General features: G+C 72.8%; 14 protein-coding genes and 1 riboswitch. Of the genes, 4 read left to right on the top strand and 10 right to left on the bottom strand.

What is annotated here, in order from left to right; translation table 11 throughout:
* Positions 1–96 precede the first annotated feature (96 nt).
* Entirely contained in the window at positions 97–1,752 is a 1,656-nt protein-coding gene (locus A37W_RS0108730) for a thiamine pyrophosphate-binding protein (RefSeq protein ID WP_018302649.1), read from the top strand.
* A gap of 4 nt (positions 1,753–1,756) precedes the next feature.
* On the opposite strand, the gene A37W_RS0108725 is transcribed toward A37W_RS0108730, so the two are convergent.
* From A37W_RS0108725 to cobN, 4 genes are all read right to left on the bottom strand, one after another.
* Positions 1,757–2,230, bottom strand: a complete 474-nt coding sequence (locus A37W_RS0108725) for an NUDIX domain-containing protein (protein ID WP_018302648.1) — start codon at positions 2,228–2,230, stop codon at positions 1,757–1,759.
* A gap of 5 nt (positions 2,231–2,235) precedes the next feature.
* Positions 2,236–2,844 carry a cob(I)yrinic acid a,c-diamide adenosyltransferase gene (gene cobO, locus A37W_RS0108720; RefSeq protein ID WP_018302647.1) on the bottom strand — a complete coding sequence of 203 codons (609 nt, stop codon included), beginning with the start codon at positions 2,842–2,844 and terminating at the stop codon, positions 2,236–2,238.
* Positions 2,841–3,326 (bottom strand): GNAT family N-acetyltransferase, encoded by a 486-nt coding sequence (locus A37W_RS0108715; RefSeq protein ID WP_018302646.1) that lies wholly within the window; start codon positions 3,324–3,326, stop codon positions 2,841–2,843. Before A37W_RS0108715 ends, cobO begins: the two co-directional genes overlap by 4 nt.
* Positions 3,327–3,448: 122 nt before the next feature.
* A complete protein-coding gene (gene cobN / locus A37W_RS21360; protein WP_040753756.1) occupies positions 3,449–7,273 on the bottom strand; it encodes a cobaltochelatase subunit CobN in 3,825 nt (1,274 codons plus the stop codon).
* A 44-nt stretch (positions 7,274–7,317) separates the two neighbouring features.
* Here cobN and A37W_RS0108705 point away from each other — a divergent pair, with 44 nt between their 5' ends.
* Positions 7,318–7,518 (top strand): hypothetical protein, encoded by a 201-nt coding sequence (locus tag A37W_RS0108705; RefSeq protein WP_018302644.1) that lies wholly within the window; start codon positions 7,318–7,320, stop codon positions 7,516–7,518.
* A gap of 134 nt (positions 7,519–7,652) precedes the next feature.
* Here the strand turns inward: A37W_RS0108705 and A37W_RS0108700 are convergent, their stop codons facing one another.
* The 4 genes from A37W_RS0108700 to A37W_RS0108685 all read right to left on the bottom strand — a co-directional run bounded on the left by A37W_RS0108700 (position 7,653) and on the right by A37W_RS0108685 (position 10,641).
* Positions 7,653–8,105 carry a GNAT family N-acetyltransferase gene (locus A37W_RS0108700; RefSeq protein ID WP_018302643.1) on the bottom strand — a complete coding sequence of 151 codons (453 nt, stop codon included), beginning with the start codon at positions 8,103–8,105 and terminating at the stop codon, positions 7,653–7,655.
* Entirely contained in the window at positions 8,102–9,151 is a 1,050-nt protein-coding gene (gene cobW, locus A37W_RS0108695) for a cobalamin biosynthesis protein CobW (protein ID WP_018302642.1), read from the bottom strand. The genes A37W_RS0108700 and cobW overlap by 4 nt, the downstream gene beginning before the upstream one ends.
* Positions 9,152–9,219: 68 nt before the next feature.
* Entirely contained in the window at positions 9,220–9,891 is a 672-nt protein-coding gene (locus tag A37W_RS0108690; RefSeq protein ID WP_018302641.1) for an energy-coupling factor ABC transporter permease, read from the bottom strand.
* Between the two features lie 35 nt (positions 9,892–9,926).
* Positions 9,927–10,148, bottom strand: a riboswitch (cobalamin riboswitch).
* A 58-nt stretch (positions 10,149–10,206) separates the two neighbouring features.
* Positions 10,207–10,641: a YqfO family protein gene (locus A37W_RS0108685; protein ID WP_018302640.1), complete on the bottom strand. Its 435-nt coding sequence runs from the start codon at positions 10,639–10,641 to the stop codon at positions 10,207–10,209.
* Positions 10,642–10,825: 184 nt separating this feature from the next.
* On the opposite strand from A37W_RS0108685, the gene smc reads away from it, so the two are divergent.
* Complete coding sequence (gene smc, locus A37W_RS0108680) at positions 10,826–14,281, top strand: chromosome segregation protein SMC (RefSeq protein WP_018302639.1); 3,456 nt, start codon at positions 10,826–10,828, stop codon at positions 14,279–14,281.
* Here the strand turns inward: smc and A37W_RS0108675 are convergent.
* The gene (locus A37W_RS0108675) at positions 14,278–14,835 is read right to left on the bottom strand and encodes a hypothetical protein (protein ID WP_018302638.1); all 558 of its coding nucleotides are present in this window, start codon (positions 14,833–14,835) and stop codon (positions 14,278–14,280) included. The two genes, smc and A37W_RS0108675, sit on opposite strands and share 4 nt — an antisense overlap.
* A gap of 165 nt (positions 14,836–15,000) precedes the next feature.
* Between A37W_RS0108675 and A37W_RS0108670 the strand changes: the two genes are divergently transcribed.
* Positions 15,001–15,699 carry a DUF899 family protein gene (locus A37W_RS0108670; RefSeq protein ID WP_018302637.1) on the top strand — a complete coding sequence of 233 codons (699 nt, stop codon included), beginning with the start codon at positions 15,001–15,003 and terminating at the stop codon, positions 15,697–15,699.
* Between the two features lie 11 nt (positions 15,700–15,710).
* Here A37W_RS0108670 and A37W_RS0108665 read toward each other — a convergent pair whose 3' ends face one another.
* A complete protein-coding gene (locus A37W_RS0108665; RefSeq protein ID WP_018302636.1) occupies positions 15,711–16,493 on the bottom strand; it encodes a MauE/DoxX family redox-associated membrane protein in 783 nt (260 codons plus the stop codon).
* Positions 16,494–16,923 lie beyond the last annotated feature (430 nt).

Here is a 16,923-nt window from a genome sequence, read left to right as displayed (position 1 = left end):
CCCGGCCGCCACCCGGCACAGCCGCGGGAGCAGGTCCGGGTTGCGCCCGGCGGTGCGCCGGGCATTGTCGCAAGCGGCAATTCGGGGAGGCGCGGCATGCGGCACGGCGGACAGATCCTGGTGGACCAGCTGGCGCGGCTGGGAACGACGCGCGTCTTCTCGGTTCCGGGCGAGAGCTTTCTCGCGGTGCTCGACGGCCTCGTCGACAGCGGCATCGACAACGTCGTCTGCCGGCACGAGGGCGGCGCGGCGATGATGGCCGAGGCGACGGGCAAGCTGACGGGGCGGCCCGGCATCGCCTTCGTCACCCGCGGCCCGGGCGCGACCAACGCCGCCGCGGGCGTGCACGTGGCGCGGCAGGATTCCACGCCGATGATCCTCTTCGTCGGTCAGATCGACCGGGGCCACCGCGATCGCGAGGCGTTCCAGGAGGTGGACTTCCGCGCCATGTTCGCCCCGCTGGCCAAGCGGGTGGCCGAGGTGGACGACACCGCCCGCCTGCCGGAATACATCGGCCGCGCCTGGCGCGAGGCGACGTCGGGGCGTCCGGGTCCGGTGGTCCTTGCGCTGCCGGAGGACGTCCTGTCGGCGCGCGCCGAGGTGCCGGACCTGACCCAATCCCCCAGCGACATCCGTCCCACCTATCTCGGCGTCGCCGAGGATGCGATCGGCTGGCTGGCGCAGGCGGCGCGGCCGTTGGTCGTCGTCGGCGGGCCGGGCTGGACCGCCGAGGCCGCGGACGACCTCGCCGCCTTTGCCGAGGCGCAGAACGTGCCGGTCGCGACCGCCTTCCGCCGGCAGGACTACCTCGACAACCGTCACCCGAACTGGGTCGGCGACCTGTCGGTGGGGATGAACCCGAAGCTGGCCGAGCGGATCCGGCAGGCCGACCGGCTGATGCTCGTCGGCACCCGGTTCGGCGACATCGAGAGCCGCGGCTACACGCTCCTCGACCCGGCCGGACACGCGCAGAAGGTCCTGCACGTCCACGCCGACCCGGGAGAGCCCGGTCGCGTCTGGCGCGCCGACGTCGCGGTGACGGCGACCGGTCCCGACTTCATCCGCGCCCTCGCCCAGCACGAGCCGGCGGGCCGCGACTGGACGCGCTGGACCACGGCGGCCCGCGCCGAACAGGAGGCGTGGGAAGACCCGCGCGAGAGCCCCGGCGCGGTGAAGCTGGAACGTGTGATCCGCTGGCTTTCCGACACCCTGCCCGAGGACGCGATCCTGACCAACGGCGCCGGCAACTACGCTGCGTGGCTGCACCGCTACTTCACCTACAAGCGCTTCGGTACCCAGCTGGCGCCGACCTCCGGTTCCATGGGCTACGGGTTTCCCGCCGCCGTCGCGGCGTCGCTGGAGCATCCGGGCCGCACCGTCGTCTGCCTCGCCGGGGACGGTTGCTTCCAGATGACGCTGAACGAGATGTCGACGGCGGTGCAGCACGGCGCGACGCCGGTCGTCGTGGTCGCCAACAACGGCCGCTACGGCACGATCCGGATGCATCAGGAGCGGACCTATCCGTCCCGCGTCTCCGGCACCGACCTCGCCAATCCGGACTTCGCCGCGCTCGCCCGCGCCTATGGCGGCTTCGGCGCGACGGTGGAGGCGGACGCGGGTTTCGCCGAGGCGTTCGAGGCGGCGCGCGCCTCCGGGCTGCCGGCGGTCATCGAGCTGCGCCTCGATCCCGAGGCGCTGTCGACCGGCCAGACGCTGAGCGAGGCACGGGCGGCGGGCGCGGCGCGGGGCTGACCCGTCAGCCCGGCGGCGACAGTCCCGCCATCGCGAGCTGGCGCGTCGTGATGTCCGGCATGTCGGGCGGCAGTGCGTCCGGCGGGAAGGCGCGGACCTCCTCGATCTCCAGCGAGACGCGGGGCGGCGCGTAGCGCACGTCCCGCACCTCGAAGACCTGGGCGATCCCGCGGCGGAAGTCCGGCCGGTGGTGGATCTCGCCCAGATGCGTCACCGCGCCGTGGCCGGTCAGGCCGATCTCCTCGCGCAGTTCGCGCAGCGCCGCCGCCTCGGCCGTCTCGCCGGCGTCGATGCCGCCGCCCGGCAGGCGCCAGCCTTTGGCGTAGGTCAGCCGCACCAGCACCACCTCGCCCTCGGGCGTGCGCGCGATCACGTGGGCGCCGCGGGTCTCGGGCCGTGTGAAGAACCAGACCGAGCGGCGGCAGAGGCGAAAGCCCCACATCGCCCCGCGCAGCAGCGGCCGCGACAGGACGCGCAAGGGATTCAGAACTCCACCCCGATCTGCGCCTTGATGCCCGAGCGGAACGGGTGCTTCACCAGCTCCATCTCGGTGACGAGGTCGGCCGCCTCGATCAGGTCGGGATGGGCGTTGCGTCCCGTCAGGACGACGTGGGTCATCGGCGGCTTTTCCTCGGCCAGGAACGCCAGCACCTCTTCGATGGCGAGATACTCGTACCGCAGCGCGATGTTGATCTCGTCCAGCAGGACCATGCGGTTGCCGGGATCGCGGATCAGCTCCTTCGCCTTCTCCCAGGCGGCCTGCGCCATCTCGATGTCGCGGGCGCGGTCCTGCGTCTCCCAGGTGAAGCCCTCGCCCATCGCGTGGAACTGGCAGAGGTCGGAGAAGCGCTCCTGGATCAGGTCGCGCTCGCCCGTCGACATGCCGCCCTTGATGAACTGCACGACCGCGCAGGGCATGCCGTGGGCGATGCAGCGGAAGATCATGCCGAAGGCGGCGGTGGACTTGCCCTTGCCCTTTCCGGTGTGGACGATCACCAACCCCTTCTCGTCGGTCTTGGTGGCCATGATCTTGTCGCGGGCGGCCTTCTTCTTGGCCATCTTCGCGGCGTGGCGCTCGTAGTCCTCGGTCATGGCAGCTCCTTCTCGAAGGTGAGGCTGGTGGGCGAAGCGTAGCCCGGGTGCGCGGTCGCGCCCACCCGGACGAATCCGAGCGCGGCGAAGGTGGCGTGGTTGGCGACGAGCTCGGTCCGGCTCTGCAGCCGAAGGCGGGGCAGGGCGAGCGCGCGGGCGCGTGCCTCGGCATGGGTCACCAGCAGCCGGGCGAGCCCGCGGCCGCGCGCGGCTTCGGCGACGGCGAGCTTGCCGAGGTTGAGGGCGTCCTGCTGCGGCGTCAGCGTCACGCAGGCCGCCACCGGGTCTCCGGCCGCCCAGACCTCGCCGTCCGTCGCGGCCGCCTCCATCGCTTCGTCCAACAGGCGGTGGATCGACGAGGGCGGGTCGACCACCCCGTCCATGTAGGCGAAGGCCGCCCGCACCAGCGCCAGCGCCTCGGCCAGCGCCGGGTCCCCCGGGCGCAGGCGGCGTGGCCGCGGTGCCTCGGTCACGGATGCCACGAGCGCGATGCCGCGAGGGAACCAGACCCGGCGCCTGAGCGCTGTGCGATCAACGCCGCGTGATGCGGCCGTGAACTCTGGAGACGGGTGATGCAGTACTTCACGCTCGGTCTTCTCGTCTGCTACATCGGCGTCGCGGCATTCGCCGTGGGCTGAGCCGACAGAAGACCCTCGATCCGCGCACGCGCGGAGTTCGACCGCGGCACCCAAAGGCCGCGGTCGATCGCTTCCTGAAGCCTCTGTGCGATGTCCACCAGTGCCGGCGCGTTCGCCTCCGCGATGAAGTCCCGGGTCGAGTCGTCGGCGAGGAACGCCTCCTCGACCAGGTCGAAATGGTGGTTCGCCACCGCGCCCGTCGTCGCGGCGAAGGCGAAGAGATAATCCACCGTCGCCGCGATCTCGAACGCGCCCTTGTAGCCGTGCCGCTTCACCCCCGCGATCCACTTGGGATTCACCACGCGGCTGCGCACCACGCGGGCGAGCTCGTCCTCCAGCGGGCGGACGACGGGGCGTTCCGGCCGGGAATGGTCGTTGTGCCAGACCGGGCGCGACCGGCCCTGGAGCAGTTTCACCGCCGCGGCCGCGCCGCCCTCGAACTGGTAGTAGTCGTCGCTGTCCAGCAGGTCGTGCTCGCGGTTGTCCTGGTTCTGGACGATGCCCTCGGCCTGTCCCAGCCGCTGCTCCAGCCCCGCCCGGTCGGCTGCGCCCTCCTGTCCTGCGCCATAGGCGTAGCCGCCCCATTCAAGGTAGGCGCGGCCGAAATCCTCCGTCTCGCCCCACAGCCGCTCGTCGATCAGCGCCTGCAGGCCGGCCCCGTAGGCGCCGGGCTTGCTGCCGTAGACCCGCGCCTGCCCCTCGCCGGCCCGGGCGCGGGCGGCGGCGGGGTTCTCGTCCGCCGGCTCGTCCAACGCCTGCACCGCGCGGGCCGCGCTGTCGACGAGGGCGATGATCTGCGGAAAGGCGTCGCGGAAGAATCCCGAGACGCGCAGCGTCACGTCCACCCGCGGCCGCCCGAGGATGCCGAGCGGCAATATCTCGAACCCCGTCACCCGCCGATTCGCGTTGTCCCAGGTCGGCCGAACGCCCATCAGCGCCAGCGCCTGCGCGATGTCGTCGCCGCCGGTGCGCATGTTGGCGGTGCCCCAGGCGGTGACGAACAGGCTGCGCGGCCAGTCGCCCTCGCGCTGGAGATGCGCCTCGACCAGCAGCTCCGCCGACTTGCGTCCCAGCGCCCAGGCGGTGGGCGTGGGCACGGCGCGGCTGTCCACGGAATAGAAGTTGCGCCCCGTGGGCAGCACGTCCGGCCGCCCCCGCGTCGGCGCGCCGGAGGGGCCGGGCGGGATGGCGCGGCCGTCCAGCGCGGTGAGCAGTCCGGCGCCTTCCGCCGGCCCGCAGGCGGCGAGGGTAGGGGCGAGGTCGCGGGCGATCCAACCCAGGACGTCGCGCGACGCCGGCCCGGGAGGCAGAATTCGCGCGGATTCTGCCTGCGAATTCTGCGCAGAGTTCGCCTTCGGAAGCTGCGCAGCTTCCGATCCGATGTCCGATCCGGACATCGACTCCGCCACCAGCCGCTGCGCCAGAAGTTCCAGCCGCTCCACCGTGTCGCCGAGGCTCCGCCACGCGTCCCCCGACAGCCCCGCCAGCGCCTCGGGCCGCTCCGCCGCCGGCGCCGACAACTCGCAGTCCAGCGGATCGAACCCCAGCCCCAGGTCAGCCGCCAGCGCCCGGATCAGCGAGGCGTTCGCCCCCTTGCCGTCCCCCCGCGGCACCCGCGCCAGCGCCACCAGCAGATCCCGCGCCAACCCGCCCTCCGGCGACTGCCCGAACACGTGCAGCCCGTCGCGGATCTGCGCCTCCTTCAACTCGCACAGCCACGCGTCGAGCTTCGCCAGATCCCCCTCCGCCTCGCCCGACAGCCCTGCATCGCGGCCGATCCCCGTCGTCTCGGTCAGCCCCAGGATGTCCCGCCGCAGCCTGTCCGCCCGCCGCGCATCGACCCCCGCCGCCTCGTAGTACTCGTCCACCAGCGCCTCGAGGTCGCGCAGCGGCCCGTAGCTCTCGGCCCGGGTGAGCGGCGGCGTCAGGTGGTCCACGATCACCGCCTGCGCCCGCCGCTTGGCCTGGCTCCCCTCGCCGGGGTCGTTCACGATGAACGGGTAGACGTGCGGCATCGGCCCCAGCGCGATCTCCGGCCAGCACGCCGCCGACAGCGCCAGCGCCTTGCCCGGCAGCCATTCCAGGTTGCCGTGCTTGCCCATGTGGACGATCGCATGCGCCCCCATCTCCTGCCGCAGCCAGGCGTAGGTGGCGAGGTAGTTGTGCGGCGGGACGAGGTCGGGGGAGTGGTAGCTGTCGGTGGGATCGACGTTGTAGCCGCGCGCCGGCTGCAACGCGACGGCGACGTTGCCGAACCGGTGGATGGCGAGCTTGAAGCGCCCGCAATCGACTTCGCCTTGCTCGAAGAAGGGGTCGGCCTCCGGCGGGCCCCAGCGCTCCTCCATCGCCTGCCGCACCTCCCACGGCAGGGCGCCGTAGAACCTGTGGTACTCCGCCAACGGCAGGTCCGCGCCGCCCTGCCGCTCCACCCGGTCGGTCAGCCAGTTCGTCGGCCCCGCGAGCAGCCGCTCCATCAGCGCGGCGGCGTCCTCCGGCGCCTCGCCGGTCCGATAGCCCGCCTCGCGCAGCAGCCGCAGGACGTGCACCGTCGCGGCCGGCGTGTCGAGGCCGACGCCGTTGGCGAGTCGCCCGTCCCGGTTGGGATAGTTGGCCAGCACCAGCGCCACCTTCCGATCCGCCGGCGCGGCCCGCCGCAGCCGGGCCCAGCCGGCCGCCAGCTGCGCCACGAAGTCGATCCGGTCACCGACCGGCCGATAGGTCGCGATGGCGGACTCGGTGGCCTCATCGAAATACGCCTCGCCCTTGAAGCTGACCGCGCGGGAGAGGATGCGCCCGTCCACCTCCGGCAGCGCGACGTTCATCGCGATGTCGCGCCCTGACAGCCCGGCCTTGCCCTCCCGCCACGCCTCCTCGGCGCCGCCCGAGAACACGACCTGCAGCACCGGCGCCCCGTTCGCGCCCGTTCCGGCCAGCGGGTTCGCCGCCCCGTCCTCGCCCTCGTGCGGGGTGCCGGTGGCGAAGGCGGTCGCGTTCAGGATCACCTCCGGCGGCGCCCGGCCGAACAGCTCCGCCAGCGTCGCCGCGCTGACCGGGTCCTTCAGCGAAGCGACGAAGACCGGCAGCGGCGCCAGCCCCTCGCGCAGCAGCGCCTTGACCAGCCGGTTCACGGGCCCCAGCCCCGCCCCCTGCACCAGCGCCCGGTAGAATACCACCGGCACCACCGGCGCCCCCTCCGGCCAGTGCCGGCGCAGCGTGGCGAGGTCCGTCGGCCCCTGGCCCGGCCAGTAGGCCCCCGCCTTCAGCAGCGGCGCCGCCGCGGCCGGCGCCTCGGTCCCGTCCAACATCGCCCGCGCGTGGCGAAGGAAGTTCGCCGCGTTTCCCGCGCCCCCCTCCACGAGGTAGGCCCACAGGGCGTCGTAATCCGCGTCCGCGACGGTGGAGAGCGACCGCAGCTCCGGATCCTCCCGGTCGTCCCCCGGCAGCAGCGCCAGCGGCACCTTCGCCTCGCGCAGCCGGGCCGCGAACTGCTCCGCCCCGTAGCGCCAGTATCCGAGCCCGCCGAGAAGGCGGACGATCACCAGCCGCGACCGCGTCGCGCAACGCTCGAGATGCAGGTCCACCGACATCGGATGCGCCAGATGTCCCAGATTGGCGAGCCGCAGCGACGGCGCCCCCGACTCGCTTCGGGCCAAAGCCGCCCGCGCCTCCGCAAGCAGCGCCAGCTCGGTATCGGCGGCAGAGACCAGCACCACGTCCGCCGGCGTCTGACCGAGATCGACAGGCTCGGTCCCGTCGGCGATCTGCCCGGGCGTCGCGGCGAGAAGATGCATCAGGCCCCCCGGAACGCCGGGGCGGCGGCCGGCGTTCTCCACCCATGAACAACAAGATCGACGACAGCCGCGACCTCGACCGCCCCTCCCGGCCGGAAGACGACACCGCGACCGACGAGGAGAAGGGCAAGCCGCTGCGCGGCCCCGAGGACATCGACAGCCCGGACCACGACCCCAAGGAGAAGCACCCGGGCGAGCGGTCGACGGGCCATACCGGCACCGGCCCGGAGAAGGTGGACGAGTAACGCGCCGCCCCTTCCCCCTCTCATCGAGCGGTAAATATCCCCGGGGGAGTCCGGCGCAGCCGGACGGGGGCGGGCAGCCCCCCAAACGCCAGGACATGCGCCGCCGGCGCTCCGCCGGATGACCGGCCCGCGGCTCACGCCAGCCTCTTTTCCATGAAGACCGACGAGCCGTTCACGACGTAGTCGCCGAACGGCCCGCAGACCACGAAGCCGGCCCGCGCGTAGGCGCGCTGCGCCGCCTCAAGCAGGTCACCCGTCTCCAGCCGCAGCCAGGGCAGCCGCGCCGCCTCCGCTTCCGCCTCGATCCGCGCTAGCAGCGCGGCGGCAACGCCCCGCCCGCGGGCGGCCTCGTCCACGAACATCGACTTCACCTCGCCGTAGCCGTCCTTCAGCGCCAGCGCCGCGGTGCCGAGGACGGCTGTGCCGTCGCGGGCGGTGAAGAAGCGGATGTCCGGCCCCTCCAGCTGGTCCAGCGACAGGAAGTGGTTCACCTCGAACAGCCGCCGCATCAGCGCCTGGCTCTCCATGAGCAGCCGGCTCGCCCCCGGCTCCCGGGGCGAGGCGGGGGCGACCTCGATCCCGTTCACGCCGCCAGCGCCGCCTCGATGGCGCCCCGGTCTAGGCCGGCCTCGCCGATGACCACCAGCCGGGTCTGCCGTGTCTCGGCGCCGAAGGGCCGGTCGTAGTAGGTCTCGATCCGCGGCCCCACCGCCTGCAGCGTCAGCCGCAGCGGCTTGCCCGCGACGGCGGCGAAGCCCTTCAGCCGCAGGATGTCGTGGGCGCGGACGATCTGCGCGACCTTGTCGGCGAAGGCAGCGGGGTCGGCGATCTCGGGCAGGGTGACGACGAAGGTCTCGAACTCGTCGTGGCCGTGCTCGTGCTCGGGATCGTCCGCGTCGTCGTGGTGGTGATGGTGCACCTCGGCCCGCGCCTCGGTATCCCCTTCGGCGGCCTTCGCCTGGCCGAGTAGCACGTCCGCCGGCAGCGCGCCCTTCACCGCCTTCAGCACCTGAACGCCCGGCCGCGCCTCGCCCTTGAGCCGCGCGGTCAGGGCCGCCGCGCCGTCCTCGCCGAGGAGATCGGCCTTGTTCACCACGATCATGTCGGCGCAGGCGATCTGGTCCTCGAACAGCTCCGACAGCGGCGTCTCGTGGTCGAGGTTGTCGTCCAGCGCCCGCTGCGCGTCCACCGCGCCCTCGTCGTGGGCGAAGCGCCCCTCGTCGACCGCCTTGCCGTCGACCACCGTCACCACGCCGTCCACCGTGACCCGGGTCGCGATGCCCGGCCAGTTGAAGGCGCGGACCAGCGGTTGCGGCAGGGCGAGGCCAGAGGTCTCGATCACGATGTGGTCGGGCGCGTCCTCGCGCTCCAGCAGCTTCTCCATCGTAGGGATGAAGTCCTCGGCCACGGTGCAGCAGATGCAGCCGTTCGACAGCTCCATGATGTCCTCGTCGCGGCAGCTCTCGACGCCGCAGCCGCGCAGGATCTCGCCGTCGACGCCGAGGTCGCCGAACTCGTTGATGATGAGGGCGATGCGGCGGCCGTTCGCGTTCTCCAAGAGGTGGCGGATCAGCGTCGTCTTCCCGGCGCCGAGAAAGCCGGTGACGATGGTGGCGGGGATCTTGGCGGGCATGTCTCTACCTGGAATAGGGGACGGCCCCCGCGGGATGCGGGGGCCGGAAAGGTCGGAAGGCAGGTGGATCAGGCGGCGGCGAACAGCCGCGGCGTGACGAGGCCCGACCGGGCGAGGCCGCGGGCGCCCTTGGCGGCGCCGAGGACCGCGAGGTCGACGAGCGGCTCGATCAGGACGACCAGCATGTAGGCCGCGCCGAACGTGACGACGGACGACAGGCCCGCGACCCCCTGGCCGTAGATCGCCCAGAAGGCGACCCAGGCGACCACGCCGCCCTGGAACGCGGTCGAGAGCTTCAGCGCCTGCGCGTAGGTCAGGTCCACGTAGGCCGTGCCCGGAGCGATCACCCGGCGGGCGAGGGCGGCGACGGCGAACAGCGGCACCAGCAGCGTCGTGACGTTCATCCCGTACTGCGGCAGGTCGAACGGCGCGAAGAACAGGCCCTGCAGCAGCAAGCCCATCGCGAGGCCGATCGCGGCCGGCGCGGCGCCGAGGATCAGGAACAGCGTCGAGCCGAGGATGAAGTGCACCTCGCTGACGCCGACCGGGTAGTGCGGCAGCAGCTGGAAGAAGGTGAAGGTGGCGGCGGTGGCCATCGCCGCGCGCGCGGCGACCGAGGCGACGCCGCTCTCGCGCAGCGCGTCCCAGGCCAGCTTGCCCGCGACGGCGGCGCTGCCGACGGCGGTGACGGTGCCCAGCACCAGCTTGGCGCCCGTGACGATGCCGTGTTCGATATGCATGTGTGGTCTCCCGTGGCCGCCATCCCCGGCGGCAGGTTGCATGTCGCTAAAGGCCGGTCTCCTGGCTCGCGGGTCGCTGCGCACCTGCCGCCTTCCCGGGGCGCTCCCCAGTGGCCGTTGGCAGGCCGCTCGCCGCTTACAGTCGCGGGGGCGGCTGCGGCCTTGGGCCCCCGTCAGGGTCGGCCCGCACCGCATTCCCGTTTCATCCCCGGGCCCGTGGCGGGCCCGGACGGGGAACCTTTGCATGTCCGACAGTGCGCCCCGGCGGCCGGAGGGGTCAAGGCGGAAAGCGACGTGATCGGGGGTGGACGCGGCTCAGCGCAGTTCCGGCGCGACCCAGTCCGCCGCGGGGCGGTTCCAGAAGCGGCGCGGGTTGTCCTCGTCGAGGCCGCGGCGGTGGAGGCCGCGGAACGACGGCGTCAGGAGGGCGACGACCTCCTCGTAGGGATGGTCGGCATAGACGGCGCGCATCGCCGCCTCGACCGCGTCCGCCGGGACGAAAACCCGCAGGTTCACGCAGGGCACCGCGACGACCGCCTCCGTCGGCGCGTTCCGCCCGGTCCCGAGCGAGCGGTAGTACTGCGTCCCCGCCGCGCTCTCGAAGGCGACGCCGTCGTAGTCGCCATACGCCAGTCCGATGGCCCGCGTCAGCGCCTCGCGGAGCGAGGCCGCGTCCTCCGCCGGCACCTCGACCGACAGGACGTAACCCGCCTCGATGTCGTAGCGGTCGGTCGGGGCGGGATCGGGCATGACGGTTCTCCTTCGGCTGCATGCCGAACGTAGAGGGAACGTGGCGGCCCGTCCATGCGCGCAGCCGATATGTTGTGGATAAGGTCCGCCGATCCGCCGCATCTGGTGGCCGGTTTCGTTGACTTGCAGGGGCCCCGTCCGCACACTCGCCTCCAAACAGGGGAATCGGGCAGAGGCATTCCCAATGCGCTTCACGCGGCTGCGGCTGAACGGCTTCAAGAGCTTCGTCGATCCGACGGACCTCATCATCCACGACGGCCTGACCGGCGTCGTCGGCCCCAACGGCTGCGGCAAGTCGAACCTCCTCGAAGCCTTGCGCTGGGTGATGGGCGAGAACCGACCCACCGCGATGCGCGGCGGCGGGATGGAGGACGTGATCTTCGCCGGCGCCTCGACCCGGCCTGCGCGGAACTTCGCCGAGGTGTCCCTCTCCATCGACAACTCCGAGCGCCTCGCTCCGGCAGGCTTCAACGACACCGACGCGCTGGAGATCGTGCGCCGGATCACCCGCGACGCGGGATCGGCCTACAAGGTCGGGGCCAGGGACGTGCGGGCGCGCGACGTGCAGATGCTGTTCGCCGACGCCTCCACCGGCGCGCATTCGCCGGCGCTGGTGCGGCAGGGGCAGATCTCCGAACTCATCAATTCCCGCCCCACCGCGCGGCGGCGCATCCTGGAGGAGGCGGCGGGCATCTCCGGCCTGTACGCCCGCCGGCACGAGGCGGAGCTGAAGCTGCGCGGGGCGGAGCAGAACCTCGCTCGGGTGGACGACGTGGTGGAGCAGCTGGCCGGGCAGCTGCAGTCGCTGGCGCGGCAGGCCCGGGCGGCGGCGCGCTACCGCGAGATCGGGGCAAAGCTGCGCTGGGCCGAGGGGCTGCTGCTGTATCGCCGCTGGAAGGAGGCGGACGAGGCGCTGGCCGCCGCGGCGGCCGAACTGAAGGCGCGGACCGTGGCCGCGGCGCAGGGCGAGGCCGGGGCGCGCGCGGCTGCGAAGGCGCGCGCCGACGCCGAAGCCGCGCTGCCGCCGCTGCGCGAGGAGGAAGCGATCGCCGCGGCCGTCCTGCAGCGGCTGGAGGTCCAGCGCGGCGCCCTCGACGACGAGGCGGCCCGCGCCGCGCAGGCGATCGAGACGCTCACCGGCCGGATCGCCCAGCTCGGCCGCGACATCGAGCGCGAGGAGGCGCTGAATCGCGACGCCGGCGAGACCATCGCCAAGCTGGAATGGGAGGCGAAGGAACTCGCGAAGGCGGGCGAGGGCCACGACGGACGGCTCGCCGCCGCGGTGGAGGCGGCGCGCGAGGCGGGCGAGGTCCTGTCGGAGCGCGAGGGCGACCTCGGGCGCGCGACCGAGGACATGGCCCGCCTCGCCGCGCGCCACCAGTCGGCGCAGCGCCTGCTGGAGGACAGCCGCCGGACGCTCGACAAGACGAACGCCGAGGCGGCGCGGGCGAAGGCGCAGCTGACGGACGCCACCGCCGCGGCCGAGCGGGCCGAGGCCGAGCTGGCGGCGGCAGCGGAGGAAGAAACGGCCGCCGTCGCGATGGCGAAGCGCGCCGACGAGGCGCTTCTAGGGGCCGAGAAGGCCCGGTCCGAGACGCAGTCGCGCGAGTCGGACGCCCGCGCCCGCCGGTCCGAGGCCGAGGGCGAGGCGTCGGCCCTGCGGGCCGAGGCGCAGGCGCTGGCGCGGCTGGTGGACCGCGACGCCGGCGACGGCACGCAGGTGATGGACCGCCTATCCGTCGCGCCGGGCTACGAGAAGGCATTGGGTGCCGCGCTGGCCGACGACCTGCGGGCGCCGGCGGTCGGCGCGGACGCGGCGTCGGGCTGGGTGGAACTGCCGGGGTACGAGGCGCCGCAGCCGCTGCCGCAGGGCGTCGATGCGCTGACGAACTGGGTCTCGGTCCCTGGCGTGCTCGCCCGGCGGATGGGGCAGGTGGGCCTGATCGACGCCGCCGACGGCCCCCGCCTGCAGGCGGCGCTGCGTCCCGGCCAGCGCCTCGTCAGCCGCGAGGGCGACCTCTGGCGCTGGGACGGCTTCCGCGTCGGCGCGGCGGACGCGCCCTCGGCGGCGGCGCTGCGCCTGCAGCAGCTGAACCGCCTCTCCGAACTCCGCAACGATCTGGAGCACACCGAGGCGCAGGCCGCCGGCGCCCGCCAGGCGCACGAGGCGCTGGGCCGGCGCCTCGCCGAGCTGACCGAGGCGGACGCCAAGGCCCGCACCGCCCGCCGCGACGCCGACCGCCTGGTTGCCGAGGCGAACCGCCGCCTCAACCGCGCCGAGGCCGACCGCGACCTCGCCCGCGGCAAGCGCGAGAACGGGGCGCTGGCGCTGCGCCGCTACGAGGAGGAGGCGATGGCCGCACGCAAGGCGCTGGCCGAGGCCGAGGCGGGGGCGAAGGGCCTCGGCGATCTCGCCGCCGCCCGCAGCGGGGTCGAGGACCTCAAGACCACGGTCGAGGCGGCGCGGATCACCATGATGTCCCGCCGCTCCGCTGAAAGCGAGCTGCGCCGCGAGGGCGAGGCGCGGACCCGCCGGGCGCAGGAAGTCGCGAAGGAGGTGTCGGGCTGGAAGCACCGGCTGGAGACCGCCTCGAAACGCACCGCCGAACTGGCCGAGCGCCGGGACGAGGCCGCGGCGCAGCTGGCCGAAGCGCGACAGGTGCCGGCGGACGTGGACCGGCGCCGCGCCGATCTGGACGCCAAGTCCGCCGAGGCGACGGCCCGCCGCGCCAAATCCGCCGACGCCCTCGCCCTCGCCGAGACCGCCGCCCGTGACGCCGCTCTGTACGAGCGCGACGCCGAGCGCGCCGCCTCCGAGGCCCGCGAGGCCCGCGCCCGCGCCGAGGCGAAGGCCGAGGCCGCGCAGGAGACGGTGACCGCCGCCGCCGCCCGCATCGAGGAAGAGCAGGAGACGACGCCGGCCGACCTGCTCGCGCGGCTGGACGCCGACCCGATCGACCTGCCGGGCGTGGAGGCGATGGAGAGCGAGGTCGCCGCCCTCCGCCGCCAGCGCGACGCCCTCGGCGCCGTGAACCTGCGCGCCGAGGAGGACGCCCGCGAGGTCGAGACCGAGCACGACACGCTGGTCCGCGAGAAGGCCGACCTCGAAGAGGCGATCCGCACCCTCCGCAGCGGCATAGCCTCGCTCAACCGCGAAGGCCGCGAGCGCCTGCTGACCGCCTTCGAGCAGGTGAACGAGAACTTCTCGATGCTCTTCACCCACCTCTTCGGCGGCGGCGAGGCGCGGCTGGAACTGGTGGAGTCCGACGACCCTCTGGAGGCGGGGCTGGAGATCATGTGCCAGCCGCCGGGCAAGAAGCTGTCGACGCTGTCGCTGCTGTCCGGCGGCGAGCAGACGCTGACCGCGCTGGCGCTGATCTTCGCCGTGTTCATCGCCAACCCGGCGCCGATCTGCGTCCTCGACGAGGTCGACGCGCCGCTCGACGACGCGAACGTCACGCGGTTCTGCGACATGCTGGACGAGATGTGTCGCCGGACCGAGACGCGCTTCCTCATCATCACCCACCACGCGGTGACGATGGCCCGGATGGACCGCCTGTTCGGCGTGACCATGGGCGAGCAGGGCGTCTCTCAGCTGGTGTCGGTCGACCTGCGCAAGGCCGAGCAGCTGGTCGCCTAGGGGCAGCGCAGGAAGATCTGCGCGGGTCCGCCGACGCCCTCGACCACCAGCACGTCGGGGTGCGGCTGGAACAGCAGGACGTGCGCGCGGGCCCCGGCAGCGTTCAGCGTGCTCACGATCATCTCGGGCCGGATCGTGTCGAGGCCCTGCGGGAACAGCACGGACAGCATCCCTTCGGCGTCGACCGACCGGACGAAGGTCCGCCCGGACATCAGCGTGTAGGTGTAGGTCCAGTCCGTCGCCTCCCCCGACTGCAGCCGCGTCGCGGTGAAGGCGAACGGCCCGTCGGGGACGAAGGCGTAGGCGGCCCGGTTGCAGGCGCTGTCGCGGAGGTCGGGATCGACGGTGCCCGACGTGAACAACAGCTGGCCCTCCACCCAGTTGCCCCCGAGCGCCGCGATCATCTCCATCGACGGCAAGGGCGACGGCACACCGTCGGCACCGCCCGGCAGGTGATAGGCGAAGGCGTCGGCGAACGCGCCTGCGGCATCCTGCGCCGCGGCGGGCGCGGCGAGGACGGCGAGGACGGCGGCGAGGGTGCGGGCGATCGGCATGGGGGCCTCCGGGTTGCTGCCGGAAGGACCTTCCCCCAGAGGAGGAACGTGATCAATCCAGTCGCCGCGCTCGCCCCATCGGCGAAGGGCCGCGCAGGCGCACGCTGGTCGTGGACCCGCTGCATTAATATTGATATCAATGCATATCTGCCGCAGGAGACCCCGATGCCCAAGGATGCTTCGCTCGAACCCGTGGAGGCCATGGCCGCCCGGAACCCCCGCCGCGTGCCCGGCGAATCGGACGCCTACCGCGCCGCACGGCAGGCGCTGCTGGCGATGGAATACGCCCAGCGCCGGATGAACGAGGAGGTGGCGGAGGCCCGCCGTGCGCTGCCCGAGGGGCCGCAGGTGCGGGATTACACCTTCACCGGCGAGGCGGGGGAGGTGCGGCTGTCCGGCCTCTTCGGCCCGCACGACACGCTGATCGTCTACAGCTACATGTTCGGCCCGCAGCGAAAGGCGCCGTGCCCGATGTGCACCTCGCTGATGACGGCGAGCGCCGGCCGGGTGAGATCGGTCCGGAAGAATGCCGCCATCGTCTTCGTCGCCCGCTCTCCGATCGAGCGGCTGGTGGCGGCGAAGCGGGACTTCGGAATGCCGGACCTGCCCGTCGTCTCCGATGGCTCCGGCGACTACACCGCCGACTGGGTGGGCGACCGCGACGCGGACATGCCTGCGCTGAACGTGTTCACGCGCAGGGACGGGGTCCTGCGCCTGTTCTGGTCCGCCGAGGGCGGCGAGGCCGATCCGGGGCAGGACCCGCGCGGCGCGGTGGAGTTCGACCCGCTCTGGGCCTTCCTCGACATCACCCCCCGGGGCCGGCGGCCCGACTGGTATCCTTCGCTGGAAGAATTGCGCGCCTGACGCAACAAGCCTCAGCCCGCCAGCCAGATCAGCGTCCACAGGCCCATCACCGCCATCATCGCGCTCTCGGTGAAGCTGACGAAGCCGAGCGGCACCTCGCTGTCGCCGCCGACGCAGGCGCATTTCAGCTCGCGCTTGTCGATCCAGACCGCCTTGGCGACCGAGACCGCGCCCTCGATGCCGATGACGAGCGCGATGGGCGCCGACAGCCAGGGCGCGAGGTGGCCGACCATCAGGACACCGGCGAGGGTCTCCAGGAACGGATAGACGTAGGCATAGCGCGGGTCGCGCATGGACAGCAGGTCGTAGCCCACGAACATCGTCTGGAAGCTCTCGACGTCCTGCAATTTCTGGATGCCGAGGAGGGTCATCCCGAACGCGATGAAGAGGCCGAGCCAGCCGGCCGGCCGCTCCAGCGCCTCGGGGTAGCCCCAGACCATCGCGAGCGCGAGCAGCGCGGCGACCGCGAAGATGGCGAGCACCGGCTGGTAGGCGCCGCCGAGGGCGGCCTCGCGGTGGTCCAGGCGCTCGGCCAGTTCGCTGTAGCCGCCGACCCGCTCGTCGCCGATCCAGGTCTGCGGCGTCGTCTCGACCCCGTGCCGCTCCATGAAGGCGTCGGTCTCGGCGCGGGAGGTGAGGAGGTGGTCCTCCACCTCGTAGCCCCGGCGCTGCAGCAGCCCGCGGGATTTGAGGCCCCACGGACAGACATGGCCCGGCATGACCATGCGGTAGAGGCGGGCCTTCGGCTTCGCGTCGTCGCGGGGGCGGGCGGCAGGGGCGGTGGCGTCGGTCATGGAGAGGGTCTCCCGGTTTGGGAAACCAATCGCGACGTGCCGGCGGGTGTTCCATGTCGGGGAGGGACGACGTCTGGCGGACCCCAAGGATTCACCCGCCCCGGGCCTGACCCGGGGCCCCCGATCCGTCAGGCGACGACCGTGCGGCGCGAGGTCCCTGTCTAACGAAATCATGTCAATGTGCTGGTGGCGGACGGCATCCCGTGAGGTCCCAGGGCTTGGAGCCCGCGAGCCGGCGCGGGAGCCGTCCGCCTTTGGATCGTCAACCTGAACAGTTGCTTGGGGCTGCGTGACCAGACCCCGCACCGACAGGGACAGGAGAAGATCATGACAGAAGAGTGCATCGGCGTCGACGTCTCGAAGCGGTGGATCGACGTGCATCATCCGCAGACCGGACCGGCCCGTCTGGCCACCGAGCCCAAGGTCCTTC

It is taken from the genome of Wenxinia marina DSM 24838 (assembly GCF_000379485.1).
Lineage (GTDB): Bacteria > Pseudomonadota > Alphaproteobacteria > Rhodobacterales > Rhodobacteraceae > Wenxinia > Wenxinia marina.
The sequence above is the reverse complement of the archived record's forward strand: the minus strand, read 5'-3'. Positions and strand labels throughout refer to the sequence as shown.